Genomic DNA, 13,336 nt, shown 5'->3' on the forward strand with positions numbered 1-13,336 from the left:
ATAGCGGCTATGGCTGGAAGCGCTCCCGCCTTACGCGTTTGTCTCAAATCGCATGATCCGGTTCATCAGTTCCTGTTGGTCATGCTCGTCTGCGCCCAACTGCTGTTCTTGACCGCGATTATCCTTACGCTCTTCCGAATGCGCGCGAACAGGTCCAAGGCCTAGCGGTCGCCAGTCACGGCCAATAGCCGGCGCAATAAAAAACGGCCCGAGCTCCCTTACGGAGCCCGGGCCGCATCGTAACCGCCGCCTGTAGGGGGGAGAGGAAGGCGGCGGGTGCGATCACTCGGCGGCGTGTTGGGCCGCGTGGGTGCCGATGGCGGGCTGCTCCAACTTCTCATGGGTGATCAGCTTGCCACCCGCCAGCTTGCGCAGCAGGACGTAGAACACCGGCGTCAGGCCCAGGCCGAAGACGGTCACGCCCAGCATGCCGAAGAACACGGCGACACCCATGGCGTGGCGCATTTCGGCACCCGGCCCCGTCGACATCACCAGGGGCACGACACCCATGATGAAGGCGATGGAGGTCATCAGGATGGGGCGCAGCCGCAGGCGGCTGGCCTCGATCGCGGCCTGGACGGGGGTCTTGCCGTGGATTTCCAGCTCACGGGCGAACTCCACGATCAGGATGGCGTTCTTGGCCGATAGGCCCACCAGCACCATGAAGCCGATCTGGGTGAAGATGTTGTTGTCCCCGCCCGTCAGCCACAGACCCGCCAGGGCCGACATCAGGCTCATGGGCACGATCAGCAGGATGGCCAGCGGCAGGGTCAGGCTTTCGTACTGCGCGGCCAGCACCAGGAAGACCAGCAGCACGCTGATGGGGAAGACCCACAGGGCGGAGTTGCCGGCCAGGATCTGCTGATAGGTCAGGTCCGTCCATTCCAGCTTGATGCCCCGGGGCAGGACCTCATGCGCGATCCGCTCCGCCGCCGCCTGGGCCTGGTTGGTGGAATAGCCGGGGGCCGGGCCACTGTTGATGTCGGCGGCGGTGTAGCCGTTGTAGCGCACCACCATTTCCGGGCCATAGGTCGGGCTGACGCTGACCAGCGACGACAGCGGCACCATCATGCCCTGGGCGTTGCGGGTCTTCAGCAGGCCGATGTCCTCGGCATGGGCGCGGAACGGGGCGTCCGCCTGCACCCGCACCTGGTAGACGCGGCCGAAGCTGTTGAAGTCGTTGACATACAGCGACCCCAGATAAATCTGCATGGTGTCGAAGACGTCGTTGACCGACACGCCCAGCTGCTTGGCCTTCACCCGGTCCAGGTCCACGTTCAGCTGCGGCACGTTGATCTGGTAGCTGGAGAACGTCGGCCCCAGCTCCGGTGTCTTCATAGCCTTGGCGATGAAGTCGTTGGAGGCCTTGGCCATGGCCTCGTACCCCAGGGCGCCGGTATCCTCCAGCTGCAGCTTGAAACCGCCCAGGGTGCCCAGGCCCATGACGGGCGGGGGCGGGAAGACGGCGATGTAGGCGTCCTTGATGCCGGCATACTGCTGGCGCAGGTTGGCGGCGATCTGGGCGGCCGAGATATGGCCCGGCCGGTTGTCGTAATGGTCCAGCGGGACGAAGACGATGCCGGCGCTGGAGCTGTTGGTGAAGCCGTTGACCGACAGGCCGGGGAAGGCGACGGCGTTGGTCACGCCCGGTTGCTTCAGGGCGATCTCCGACATCTTGCGGATGACCTCCTCCGTCCGGTCCAGCGAGGCGCCGTTGGGCAGCTGGGCGAAGGTCACCAAATATTCCTTGTCCTGGGCGGGGACGAAGCCGCCGGGCACGGTGTTGCCCAGGAAGACGGTGAACGCCAGCAGGCCGAGGTACAGGCCGACCATGATGCCCTTGTGGCGGATGACGCCGCCCACACTGTTGCCATAGGCCTGGGAACCCCGGTGGAACACGGCGTTGAAGCCGCGGAAGAAGGGGCCCAGCACGGTGTTCATGCCGCGCGTCAGCCAATCCTGGCCATCATGGTGCCCCTTCAACAGCAGGGCGGCCAGGGCGGGGGACAGGGTCAGCGAATTGAAGGCGGAGATGACGGTGGAGATCGCGATGGTCATCGCGAACTGCTTGTAGAACTGCCCCGTGAGGCCGGTCATGGCCGCCAGCGGCACGAACACGGCCACCAGGGTCAGGGCGATGGCGATGATGGGACCGCTGACCTCACGCATGGCCTGATAGGTGGCCTCTTTGGGCGACAGCCCGGCCTCGATGTTGCGCTCGACGTTTTCCACCACGACGATGGCGTCGTCGACCACGATGCCGATGGCCAGCACCATGCCGAACAGCGACAGCGCGTTGATGGAATAGCCGAAGGCCAGCAGCAGGGCGAAGGTGCCGACGATGGACACGGGCACGGCCAGCAGGGGGATGATGGACGCCCGCCAGGTCTGCAGGAAGACGATGACCACGATCACCACCAGGGTGATGGCTTCCAGCAGGGTGTGGATCACGGCGTTGATGCTGGCGCGGACGAACTGCGTCGGGTCATAGACGATGCGGTATTCCACGCCCGGCGGCATGTCGGCCGCCAGTTCCGTCATGGTCTGGCGCACCTGGTCGGAAATGGCCAGAGAGTTGGCGCCCGGCGACTGGTTGATGGCCATGGCCACGGCCGGCTTGTTGTCCAGCAGGGCGCGCAGGCCGTACTCCGAGGCCGCCAGCTCGATGCGGGCCACGTCGCGCAGATAGGTGACACCGCCGTCGGCTGTGGTCTGCAGGATGATGTCGCCGAACTCGGCTTCCGTCCGCAGACGGCCGCGGGCATTGACCGACAGCTGCAGGGGCACGCCCTTCACCGACGGGGAAGAGCCGATGACGCCGGCCGCCACCTGGACGTTCTGGTCACGGATGGCCGCCACCACGTCCTCGGCCGTCAGGTTGTGCTGAGCCACCTTCTGCGGGTCCAGCCAGACGCGCATGGAATAGTCGCCCGAGCCCCAGACCTGCACCTGGCCCACGCCCTGGATGCGTTCCAGCCGGTCCTTCACGTTCAGGACGGCATAGTTGCGCAGATAGGTCATGTCATAGCGGTCATTGGGCGAGATCAGGTGCACCACCATGGTCAGGGTGGGGGAGCTCTTGATCGTTGTCACACCCAGGCGCTGCACATCCTCCGGCAGGCGGGGCAGCGCCTGCGAGACGCGGTTCTGCACCATCTGCTGGGCCAGGTCGGGGTTGGTGCCCAGCTTGAAGGTCACCGTCACCGCCAGGTTGCCGTCGCTGTTGGCCTGCGACTGCATGTACAGCATGTTCTCGACGCCGTTGATCTGCTCTTCCAGCGGCGCCGCGACGGTCTCGGCGATGACCTTGGGGTTGGCGCCCGGATATTGGGCGTGCACCACCACGGTGGCGGGCACCACCTCGGGATATTCCGAGATAGGTAGTTGGAACACGGATATCAGGCCGGCCACGAAAATGGCCACCGACAGCACGCCGGCGAAGATCGGCCGGTCGATGAAGAAGCGTGAGATGTTCATGGCAGGTCTCTAAGGAAACGGGTGGGCGCCGGTGGCGACATGGGCCTTGGCCTCATGAGGGGCCTCATAGGGCGGCGCCGGCGTGCCGGGTCTCGGGAAGGGCGGTCTCACCCGCCATGGCGACGTTCTTGGGCTTCACGGTGTCGCCGGGGCGGGCGAACTGCACGCCGTTGACGACGATGCGCTCACCGGCCTTCAGGCCCTTGGTGATGACGCGCAGGCCGTCCTGCATGCCGCCCAGGGCGACCTCGCGGTAGGCGACCTTGTTGTCGTCACCCACCACCAGCACGTACTTTTTGTCCTGGTCGGTGCCGATGGCGCGGTCGTCCACCAGCAGGGCGTCGTGCGGGCTGCTGCCGCCCACCTTGATGCGGGCGTACAGGCCGGGAACCAGCATGCCGTCCGGGTTGTCGAACTTGGCGCGCACGCGGATGGTGCCGGACACCGTGTCCAGGTGGTTGTCCACATGCTCCACCACGCCGGTGCGGGAATAGCCGTCCTCGGTGGCGAGGCCCAGCTGCACCGGGGCGTTGCCGTCCTTCACGCTGGCGATGTGGCGCAGGTAGGTCTGCTCATCCACGTCGAAGGAGGCATAGATGGGCGAGACGGAGACCAGCGTGGTCAGCGGCACCGAGGCGGCACCGGCCGCCACGATGTTGCCCACGGTGATCTCCGCCCGGCTGACGCGGCCGTCCACCGGTGCCACCACGCGGGTGTAGCTCAGGTTCAGGCGCGCCACCTCCAGCGCCGCCTCGGCCGCCTTGACGTCGGCGGCGGCGGTGCGGGCGGTGTTCTCCCGGTCATCCAGGTCACGCTGGGGGATGGCGTTGCTGCTGATCAGCTTGCGGGCGCGTTCCAGGTCGGTGGTGGCGAAGCGCAGGCGTGACTGGGCGGACGACAGCGCCGCCTCCGCCTGGTCCACCGCCGCCTGGAAGGGGCGGGGGTCGATGGTGAACAGCAGGTCGCCCTTCTTCACCAGGGCGCCGTTCTTGAAGTTGACGGCCACGATGGGGCCGGAGATCTGCGGACGGATGTCCACATGCTCCACGGCTTCCAGCCGGCCGGAATAGCTCTGCCAGTCGACGACGGTGCGGCTCAGCACGGGGGCGACCTCCACCTCCGCCAGCGGGGCGGCGGTGGCTGGGGCGGACGCCTGGGCATCACCATGCCCGTGGGCGAAAAAGCCGCCGATGGCGGCCAGGGCGACGCCAGAGGCCAGCGCCAGCACCAGCTTGGTTCGTGCGGGCTTTGTGCGGGGGTCGGTCATGGGATGTACTCCTTCAAAACAACTTGGTGGGGCGTTACAGGCGGCGCCCGAGGAAATTGGCGATGGCCGCCAGGGCGCCGGGGTCGGCCGCCAGGTCGGCATGGGAAACGCGGGGGAAACGGGTCACTTCGGTGGACACGCCGGCCGCGATCAGCTGGCCCGCGTACTTCTCGGCCTCGACATGCAGCACGTCGTTTTGGGCCGTGACGATCAAGGCTGGGGGCAGGCCGGCCAGCCGCCGGGATTCCAGGGGTGCGGCATAGGGGTGCAGGCGCTGCGCCGCCTCCGGCAGGTAGGCGCGGTAGCATTTGGCGCAGTCGGCGACGGTGATGTCCGAGCCCAGCGCCGCCTCATCCCCCACCCGGGTCAGGCTGGGGTCCAACATGGGTCCGACCAGAACCTGGGCCTTCAGCGGCACGTCGCCCTGGTCGCGGGTGATGAAGGTGAGCGAGGCGACGATGTGGCCGCCGGCGTCATAGCCCGCGACGCCCAAGCGATTGGCGGCCCCGCCGAAATCCTTGGCGTGCTCGGTGGCCCACAGCGCGGCGCGATAGGCGTCGCCGGGGGCTGCCGGAAAGGGGTGGGCGGGGGCCAGGGAATACCCGACGGAAATGACGAAGGCGGGGGTATGAGTTGCGATGAAGCGGGCCGCCGGGTCGGCGTCGTCCAACCCGCCCTTGGTGAAGCCGCCGCCGTGGAAAACCAGCACGACGGGCAGTGACGGCCGCAGCGTCTTGCGCGCCACGGCCGGACGGTACAGGCGCAAGGTCACATCCTGGGCATAGCCCGGGATGCGCGTCTCGCACACCGTCACCTCATCCGGCCCAGCGGCAAGCCCACTGGCCGTTTTTTCACACAGATTATGGCGCGATGGCCTGGACATTTCACATGGACGCCGAAGCGCCCCTCCTGGTTTTGACAGGGTGGACTGTATGCCGGTGCTTGCGCCGAATAAATCAGCGCTTCACGGCAACACAATTCGTATCGGGCGAACAATCCCGGGGGCCGGGGACATGGAGACGCGCCGTGGCCTGCCTGCCGCGGCGACGTTCCAAGGTGGGGACGTGAGCAGGCTTCGGTTAGAAGCCCCGCACCATGACACCAATGAAGGGCAGCAGGTCGCACAGCGCCAGGCCGGCGAACAGCGACAGACCCATGCCCAGGGTCGCAAGGACCGTCAGCGTGACGCGGGTATCGGACGTCAGCAGGCGGGCGGGGATGGGCCTGTCGCCGGCCAGGGGATTGGACACGGGGCGGGCTACAGCGTCGCCCATGGGATGGACGAGCGTCAGGGGGTTCCGGGCGTCAGCAATCGGGGTAGCCATCGAACGAACTCCTTACGGGCGGGCGGCGCCAGGCATAAGCCGGGAAGGGCGGCGGTCGCGTCCCGTTTCCCGCCGTCAAATCGGCGCGGAGGCGGGCGGCGGTATCGCCGCGCTCCCGGCAACAGGGTGCCGGCGTCAGGCATGGGGCGGCGCGGCCGGCGGTGACAGAGCACCACGGACACGCCAGGGACAACGCGTCCACGCCCTTCCCAGTGGAAAGGACGATCAGGCCGCGAGACAGGGTTGAGGCCCCGAGTGGGGCGTTTCACGAAAGGCGGACCACGAACCGGGTCCTGGACTAGGGCCGCTGCCCAGCACGTGCTCGGCACCGCAGCGACCGTTCCATCATAGCGAACGGTGCCCTAGGCGGAATACGCGATAATGCGAATACTCTGTTTAGGAAAAACCGCATAATCGCGGCATTGGGCCGTCTATCGTCGATGGATAGCGAGCTGGCGGACCTACTTCAGCACAAGGATCGCGCCAGCTTCATAAAACAGATACGCCTTCTGCGGATCAACAAAGGCGAAGGCACCGACGTTGCTGCCGTCACAACGGACCCAGCCATAAGTGACCTGCGTCCCTGAGAACGACGGCCATGTCCAGTTGGCGCCAAAATGCTGATTGAGATCCGCGATTGGCCTGGATTTGATGTCGTCATAGCTCAAGGCGCGTGTGCAGTCCTCAGCCAGGGGATCCGTCAGCGCGTCGGCCTTCATGACAATCTGCAAACCGATCGTGGACGATAGCGACGCGCGATCTATCGAGGTTGCCCCCTCGATTGCGGTGACTGTCCATGTCTTTTGCCAAAACGGCGGCCCAGATTGGGCGTCGGGTGAAGAGCCCAGCACCATGGGTAGAGCAACAGCCAGTGCGTGGATCGGTTTCATGGAAGGCAACCTCAACTGATAGCCTTCAACAACCTGATGAAGAAATGTGGCTTCTTTGACCAGAAAAAGTCATTGAGCGACACGAGTGCCACGCCAGTCGATGATTGGGAACCAATCCAGTGCGTGGTGTCATAGACTATACCGACATGATCGTGCGGTACATCCGGCCCCTGGGGGAAGCAAATGAGATCGCCAATTTCCGGATTTCCCTTTACGGCCGTGAAACTAGGGCTGCTGAAAATGCTTGCAGCCGTCATGAAGGTGAAGCCTCCTGACGGATACGCCTGCTGCAGCACATAGATTGTAAACCCAGAGCAATCAAATCCGTTCGTTGTGTGGCCGCCCCAGGTGTATGGCTTCCCCTTGGCTTGGTTCCAGACGCTTTTAGCCGCGCCTACGATCTTGGTGTCGCCGGGCCCAATGGCCAAGGTGGTAACCATGCACAATCCCCATGCTGACGTCCTCTTGGATATTAGAGTAGGTCGGGGCAGCTAATCGACAACCATCACTCAAAAGGTGTATCTCAAGAGGAAGTTACGCGCAAATAAGGCACTTCTCCTCTTCCTCCACGTTGGCAGGCACTGGCGCGGGGGGCTTGTCGGGGCAATGGCTGGTGGCCTGGCCGTTGAACAGGGGGCAGGCGTCGAACAGGTCGGCCACCCAATCCACGAACACCCGCACCTTGGGTGACAGGTGGCGGTTGTGGGGATAGACGGCGGAGATGGGCATGGGCTCCGGCTTCCAGCGCGGCAACAATTCCACCAGCTGTCCGGACAGCAGGTGGGGCTTGGCCATGAAGTAGGGCGGCTGGATGATGCCCAGGCCTTCCAGCCCACAGGTCAGGTAGGCGTCGGAATCGTTGACGGCCACGGGGCCGGCGGTCTTCACCTCCTGCACCTCGCCATTCACGATGAAGGACAGGTCCAGGACCTTGCCGGTGCGGCTGTGGAAATAGTTCACGGCCTGGTGACGTTCCAAATCCTCCAGCGTTTCCGGCATGCCGTGGGCGGCGACATAGGCCGGGCTGGCGCAGGTGACGCCCTGGAATACACCCACGCGGCGGGCGATCAGGCTGCTGTCCTGCAAATGCCCGACACGCACCACGCAGTCCACGCCGTCCTGCACCAGGTCGACCGGCCGGTCACCCATGCCGATCATCAGGTCGATGTCGGGATATTGGCGGCGGAACTCATGGATGCGGGGAATGACCAGCAGCCGGCCGATGGCGCCCGGCATGTCGACGCGCAGCTTCCCGCGCGGGTTCTTTTTCATGTTGGCGAACGAGGACTCCGCCTCGTCGATGTCGGACAGGATGCGGACAGCGCGTTCATAATAGGCGGCCCCATCCGGCGTCAGGCTCAGGCGCCGGGTCGTCCGTTGCAGCAGGCGCACGCCCAGGAAGCCTTCCAGGTTCTGGATGATGGTGGTGACGGACGCGCGGGGCAGGCCCAGCGTGTCCGCCGCCTTGGAAAAACTGTTCACCTCCACGATGCGGGTGAACACCTGCATCGCCTGCAACTTGTCCATGGAACTCACCGGATTTCACACGACCCGGAACAATGTAGGGAATTGGCGGTCCAGGTTCCAGGTCGCGGTTGTGGGCTACACCATCAGCGGAACCGGTCCGCCGCTCGCGCGATGGCCGCCAGCTTGTCCTGGGCCGTGCCGCCGGCGCAGATGGGGTTGTCGGCGAAGGTGGCGAAACCGCAATCGGGGTGCAGCAGCACCCGCTCCCGCCCGAACAGGTCGATGGCCTGCGCGATGCGGGCCGCTACCGCGTCCGTCTCCTCCACCGCCGCGTGCTTTTGGTTGACCACGCCCACGCCCAGCCGCGCGTCGTCCGGCAACGCGCGCAGCACCTCCATCTCGCCGGCGCGCGGTGTGCACATTTCCAACAAATAGGCGCCGACCCTGACCTGGGACAGCGTGCTGATCAGGGGGGCGTAGCTGCCGGACAGGGCCACGCTCTCATCCGGCGTCCAGTTGCCCCGGCAGACATGCAGGGCGGTGCGTTCACGGGGAAAGCCCGCCAACACGGCGTTCAGCAGGTCCCGGGCGAAGCCCAGTTCATGGTCGGGGCCCAAGGACTCCGACAAGGCGCCACACATGAAACTGCGCTTGTTCTTGGCCCCGGCGAAGACCACCTCCGACAGCACCGGCTCATCGAATTGGATCAGCGCCGCCCCGGCGTCCAGCAGGTCGGCCAGCTCTTCCCGCAGCACCCGCACGATGTCTTGGGCCAGGGCCTCCCGGCTGTCATAGGCCTGGTCGGAAATGCATTCCATCCACATGGTGCGGGTGAGCAGATAGGGGCCCGGCAGGGCCACCTTCACCGGCTTTTCCGTGACCGTCCGGGCGAAATCCACCTCATGCGCCACCAGGGGCCGCGACCGGACCAGGGGGCCGAAGACGGCGGGGTGGCGTACCTCGCCCGCCGGAATGTCCAGGGCCCGCAGTTCCGCCGCGAACTCCTCGGGGTCGTCCACCAGGGGCAGCAGGTCCGTCAGGGGAATGAGCTGGCAGTTATCCAGCCGGCTGGCGACGAAGCTGGCATAGCTGTCGCGCCGCTGTTCCCCATCCGTCACGACATCCACGCCGGCCCGTTCCTGTGCCGCCATGGCCAGGCGGACGGCATCGTCCGCCGTTTCATGGAAAGCCTGTTCCGCCAGGCGACCCTCCACATGGGCGTGCATCGCCTCCACCATCCAGCGCGGGCGTGGCCACGAGCCGATGCCCATCACCGCCAGCGGCGGTACGGCCGGGGCGGGGACTGGTTGCCGCCGATTGGCTGTAACGGCGGGCGCGGCCTGGGCGGGTGCGACCGTCTGGGGCGCGGCAGCCCGCTCCGCCAGGGTGCCCTTGCACACCAGGAAACTGCGTTGGCGCCCGACCTTGGTCCAGGACACCAGCTCATTGCGGGTCAGGCGGCACCAGGCGGGCAGGTCCTCATCAACCGACACTTCCGAGGACAGGATTTCCAGCAGGCCGCCGCGCGGCAGCGGGTCGATGTGCCGGCGGATCAGCAAGAGCAGGCCGTTGCCGCAGTCCAGGTCGCCCCCGTCAAAGGAAACGTCGGGGGTGTGAGCGTGGTCGGCGATGGGGTCCATGGGGAATCCCTCCAATCAGGGCGTGCCGTACAGCCGGGCGGCCGCGGCGGTATCGAATGACGCGGCCGGCAGGTCCACCACCACCCGCCCGTCGGCCAGACCGACGATGCGGTCCGCGGCGGCGCGGGCCAGATCCACCTGGTGCAGGCTGCACACCACGCCCACACCATCGGTGCGGGCAATGCCGCGCAGCAGGTCCAGCACCCCGGCCGCCGTGGCCGGGTCCAGGCTGGCCACCGGTTCGTCGGCCAGGATCAGGCGGGGACGTTGGGCCAGGGCGCGGGCGATGGCCACCCGTTGCTGCTGCCCGCCGGACAGGCTGTCGGCGCGCTGTCCCGCCTTGGCCAGCAGATCGACACGGTCCAGGCACTCTAGGGCCAGCAGGCGGTCGGCCCGGCTGAACCGGCGCAACCAGCCGCGCCAGGCCGGAACATGGCCCAGGCGGCCCGCCAGCACATTGTCCAGGGCCGTCAGCCGGCCGACCAGGTTGAACTGTTGAAACACCAGGGCGATGCCCCGGGCCATGCGCCGCCGGTTCCGGCCGGTGGCCCGCGTGATGTCTTGACCATCCACCCGCACGCATCCTCTGTCCGGTCGCGCCAGGCCGGCCAGACAGCGGAACAGGGTCGTCTTACCGGCGCCGCTGGGGCCCAGCACGGCCACCAGTTCGCCGGCATGTACTTGGAGATGGACATCGGCCAGGGCCGCGTGCCCGTGAAAGGCCATGCCGATGCCCTCCGCGCGCATCAGAGGCTCCCCCTGATCCATACCGATGGCGGGAAGGGGGGCGTCCATCAGGCCAGCCTCCGCCGCAGCCAGCCGGAAAACTGGTCCAGGGCCGTCACCACCACCAGGATCACGGCGATGATGGTGACCAGGCGCGGGAAATCCAGCAGATCCATGCTGTTCTTCAATTCCTGGCCTATGCCGCCGGCGCCGACCACGCCCAGGACGGTGGAGGCGCGGACATTGAACTCCCACCAGAACAGGGCGGTGGACAGCATGATGGGGGCCACGTCCGGCATCAGGGCATAGAGGATGGCGGTCAGGCGGCCGGCGCCGGTGGCCCGCACGGCCTCGAAGGGGCCCAGATGGGCGCTTTCCAGATAATCCGCGAACTGCTTGGCGGCGCTGCCCCAGGTGTGCAGGGCGATGCCCAGCACACCGGCGAAGGGGCCGAGACCGACGGCGGCCACGAACAGCAGGGCGAAGACAAAGCTGTCGATGCCGCGCAGGGCGTTCAGGAACCAGCGCGCCGGATGGTACAGCGCCGGCCACGGCGTGATGGTACGGCTGGCCAGGATGGCCATGGGCAGGGCCAGCAGCACCGCCAGTGTGGTGCCAATGGCGGCCATGGCCACGGTTTCCGCCGTGCGCAACGCGAACAGGGGCAGTTCATGCAGGTCCGGCGGCCAGGCGGTCGCCAGCCAACGGCCCAGCTTGGGCAGGCCCACCGCCAGCTTATGCAGGTCGATGCCCGCCAGTCGCCAGGAGACGGCGTAGAAGGCCAGGAGCGCGGCGCAGATCAGCCACAGCCGCAGGCGGCGGCCCGTGAAGCCCCGGTCCGCCGCCTCCATGCGCCGCAACGCCTGTTCCGCGCCACTGGTCATCCGTTCCCGCGCCCGCCTCAGGCCTTGGCCTTGATCTTGCCCAACGCCAGCCCCGCCTTCTCGATCATGTCGTAGGAGGCGTGGGTGGCGGTGACGAAGCCGGTATACCGGTTGGGCAGCAGGGTCTTGGCCTGGTCCAGCGTGATGGCCGTCAGGATTTTGCGCACCTGGTCCGCCATGCCGGCCGGTGCCGTCGCCGGCAGGACGATGGCGTCGTTGGGCAGGGGATCGGAGGTCCAGACGATCTTGTTGGCATCCTCCTTCACCTTGCCGCTGGCGATCATGGCGTTGCGGTTGCGGTCAAAGTCGGTCGCGAGGTCCACCTGGCCCGAACTGACGGAGATCTCGTTGGCGGCGTGGGTGGCCCCCTCCGTATAGGTCCAGAAGGTCTTGGGATCGATCTTCCAGACCTCCTTGGCATAATAGCTGGGGATCAGCCAGCCGGAGGTGGACCCCACGTCGGCGAAGGAGATGGTCATGCCCTTGGTGTCGTCCGGGAACTTGGCGACCTTCAGCTCCGGCCGGGCGATGATCACCCCCAGATAGGTGGGCTTCTCATCATACTTCACCGTGGCCACGGCCTGGCAGCCGGTGGCGTTGTTGGCGATGATGTAGCCCCAGGGCCCCATCCAGGCCAGGTCCAGCTGGCCGGACCCCATGGCAACGGCCATGCCGGCCCAATCGGTGGTGGCCACCAGCTCGAAATCCACCCCCAGCTCCTTGGCCAGATGGGCGAACAGCGGCATGTAGGCCTTCTTGGTGTCCTCCGGCGACGGCAGCAGCGGCCCGATGCCGAAGCGCAGCGTCTTGCGGCCCTGCGCCAGCGCCGGCGTGACCATGGCGGCGGCCATGCCGGTGCCGGCGGCCACGCCCGTGGCGATGAACGTCCTGCGACGCATTCCCCCATCCCTCCTGTGTCAGTAGCTGACGCTGGGCGCGCCGTCGCTCATGAACTCCACCAGCTTGGCGCCGCCCACGATCTTGGCGCCGTCGACCAGCTTGTCCTCGTCCAGGCCGCGCTTCTTGAAGCAGGGGGAGCAGACATAGATGGTGCCGCCGGCGGCGGCGAAGTTGGCGATCAGTTCCTTCAGCGGGGCGAAGCCCTCTTCATGGATGTCGTCGGCGTAGCCTTTCTGCGACAGGCGGGTGCCCTCGATGGACAGGAACACCACCGTTTCCTTGTCCGACGCGACGGCGGCATTGGCGATGACGAAGGCGACGGTGGCCTTGTCGGTGTCGTTCTTGGCGCAGCTGAGCGAGACGACGAATTTTCCGGGCATGGGTTCTCTCCGTTGAGGGGGCTCAGGACCAGTGCGGCCGTGAGCGGATCCAGAAGCTGTGGGTGGCGGGGTCATGGGCCAGGAGGTCGTTGCCGGTCATGCGGCACCAGGCCGGCAAGTCCTCCGGCGCGCCGCTGTCATGGGCGATGACGCGCAGCACCGCGCCGGGCATTGCCTTCAGCCGGACGCGCAACAGCATCACCAGTTCGCCGCAGCCCATGCCGCCGGCATCCCAGGTGTCACTCTCCGTCCGCTGTCCGTCCACCATGCCAGCCGCTTTCCGGCCGCGGGCCAAACGCGGCCGCGACCCGCTGAGCGCGCGCCGGGGGGCGCACGCCATTCATGACAATGCTTAAAGGGTAAGGAGCGGCAACGGCCTG

Annotated in this window: 13 protein-coding genes; all 13 read right to left on the reverse strand. The window is 66.6% G+C overall.

Annotated elements, in window-relative coordinates:
- Positions 1–282: 282 nt before the first annotated feature.
- The 13 genes from UCD39_RS27915 to UCD39_RS27975 all read right to left on the reverse strand — a co-directional run bounded on the left by UCD39_RS27915 (position 283) and on the right by UCD39_RS27975 (position 13,224).
- Positions 283–3,477: an efflux RND transporter permease subunit gene (locus UCD39_RS27915; RefSeq protein ID WP_330498867.1), complete on the reverse strand. Its 3,195-nt coding sequence runs from the start codon at positions 3,475–3,477 to the stop codon at positions 283–285.
- A gap of 64 nt (positions 3,478–3,541) precedes the next feature.
- The gene (locus UCD39_RS27920; RefSeq protein WP_330498868.1) at positions 3,542–4,744 is read right to left on the reverse strand and encodes an efflux RND transporter periplasmic adaptor subunit; all 1,203 of its coding nucleotides are present in this window, start codon (positions 4,742–4,744) and stop codon (positions 3,542–3,544) included.
- A gap of 34 nt (positions 4,745–4,778) precedes the next feature.
- Positions 4,779–5,552, reverse strand: coding sequence for an alpha/beta hydrolase (locus UCD39_RS27925; RefSeq protein WP_330498869.1), 774 nt, complete (start codon positions 5,550–5,552; stop codon positions 4,779–4,781).
- A 271-nt stretch (positions 5,553–5,823) separates the two neighbouring features.
- Positions 5,824–6,069 (reverse strand): hypothetical protein, encoded by a 246-nt coding sequence (locus UCD39_RS27930; protein WP_330498870.1) that lies wholly within the window; start codon positions 6,067–6,069, stop codon positions 5,824–5,826.
- A gap of 461 nt (positions 6,070–6,530) precedes the next feature.
- Complete coding sequence (locus UCD39_RS27935; protein WP_145735424.1) at positions 6,531–6,959, reverse strand: hypothetical protein; 429 nt, start codon at positions 6,957–6,959, stop codon at positions 6,531–6,533.
- Positions 6,960–6,970: 11 nt separating this feature from the next.
- On the reverse strand, positions 6,971–7,399 hold the full coding sequence (locus UCD39_RS27940) for a C40 family peptidase (protein ID WP_330498871.1): 429 nt from the start codon (positions 7,397–7,399) through the stop codon (positions 6,971–6,973).
- A 94-nt stretch (positions 7,400–7,493) separates the two neighbouring features.
- Positions 7,494–8,486, reverse strand: coding sequence for a LysR family transcriptional regulator (locus tag UCD39_RS27945; RefSeq protein ID WP_330498872.1), 993 nt, complete (start codon positions 8,484–8,486; stop codon positions 7,494–7,496).
- A gap of 83 nt (positions 8,487–8,569) precedes the next feature.
- Positions 8,570–10,066 (reverse strand): hypothetical protein, encoded by a 1,497-nt coding sequence (locus tag UCD39_RS27950; protein ID WP_330498873.1) that lies wholly within the window; start codon positions 10,064–10,066, stop codon positions 8,570–8,572.
- Positions 10,067–10,081: 15 nt separating this feature from the next.
- Positions 10,082–10,861: a phosphonate ABC transporter ATP-binding protein gene (phnC, locus tag UCD39_RS27955; RefSeq protein ID WP_330498874.1), complete on the reverse strand. Its 780-nt coding sequence runs from the start codon at positions 10,859–10,861 to the stop codon at positions 10,082–10,084.
- Positions 10,861–11,676, reverse strand: coding sequence for a phosphonate ABC transporter, permease protein PhnE (gene phnE, locus UCD39_RS27960; protein ID WP_330498875.1), 816 nt, complete (start codon positions 11,674–11,676; stop codon positions 10,861–10,863). Before phnE ends, phnC begins: the two co-directional genes overlap by 1 nt.
- Before the next feature lie 17 nt (positions 11,677–11,693).
- Positions 11,694–12,575, reverse strand: a complete 882-nt coding sequence (locus UCD39_RS27965) for a phosphate/phosphite/phosphonate ABC transporter substrate-binding protein (RefSeq protein WP_330498876.1) — start codon at positions 12,573–12,575, stop codon at positions 11,694–11,696.
- A gap of 18 nt (positions 12,576–12,593) precedes the next feature.
- On the reverse strand, positions 12,594–12,956 hold the full coding sequence (locus tag UCD39_RS27970) for a DsrE family protein (protein ID WP_330498877.1): 363 nt from the start codon (positions 12,954–12,956) through the stop codon (positions 12,594–12,596).
- A gap of 22 nt (positions 12,957–12,978) precedes the next feature.
- Complete coding sequence (locus UCD39_RS27975; RefSeq protein ID WP_330498878.1) at positions 12,979–13,224, reverse strand: sulfurtransferase TusA family protein; 246 nt, start codon at positions 13,222–13,224, stop codon at positions 12,979–12,981.
- Positions 13,225–13,336 lie beyond the last annotated feature (112 nt).

It is taken from the genome of Nitrospirillum karajorum, from assembly GCF_036348415.1.
Lineage (GTDB): Bacteria > Pseudomonadota > Alphaproteobacteria > Azospirillales > Azospirillaceae > Nitrospirillum > Nitrospirillum amazonense_B.

Coding starts and splice junctions, on each gene's coding strand:
- UCD39_RS27915 (WP_330498867.1), bottom strand. CDS start 3,477: ATGAACATCTCACGCTTCTTCATCGACCGGCCGATCTTCGCCGGCGTG.
- UCD39_RS27920 (WP_330498868.1), bottom strand. CDS start 4,744: ATGACCGACCCCCGCACAAAGCCCGCACGAACCAAGCTGGTGCTGGCG.
- UCD39_RS27930 (WP_330498870.1), bottom strand. CDS start 6,069: ATGGCTACCCCGATTGCTGACGCCCGGAACCCCCTGACGCTCGTCCAT.
- UCD39_RS27935 (WP_145735424.1), bottom strand. CDS start 6,959: ATGAAACCGATCCACGCACTGGCTGTTGCTCTACCCATGGTGCTGGGC.
- UCD39_RS27940 (WP_330498871.1), bottom strand. CDS start 7,399: ATGGTTACCACCTTGGCCATTGGGCCCGGCGACACCAAGATCGTAGGC.
- UCD39_RS27945 (WP_330498872.1), bottom strand. CDS start 8,486: ATGGACAAGTTGCAGGCGATGCAGGTGTTCACCCGCATCGTGGAGGTG.
- UCD39_RS27950 (WP_330498873.1), bottom strand. CDS start 10,066: ATGGACCCCATCGCCGACCACGCTCACACCCCCGACGTTTCCTTTGAC.
- phnC (WP_330498874.1), bottom strand. CDS start 10,861: ATGGACGCCCCCCTTCCCGCCATCGGTATGGATCAGGGGGAGCCTCTG.
- phnE (WP_330498875.1), bottom strand. CDS start 11,676: ATGACCAGTGGCGCGGAACAGGCGTTGCGGCGCATGGAGGCGGCGGAC.
- UCD39_RS27965 (WP_330498876.1), bottom strand. CDS start 12,575: ATGCGTCGCAGGACGTTCATCGCCACGGGCGTGGCCGCCGGCACCGGC.
- UCD39_RS27970 (WP_330498877.1), bottom strand. CDS start 12,956: ATGCCCGGAAAATTCGTCGTCTCGCTCAGCTGCGCCAAGAACGACACC.
- UCD39_RS27975 (WP_330498878.1), bottom strand. CDS start 13,224: ATGGTGGACGGACAGCGGACGGAGAGTGACACCTGGGATGCCGGCGGC.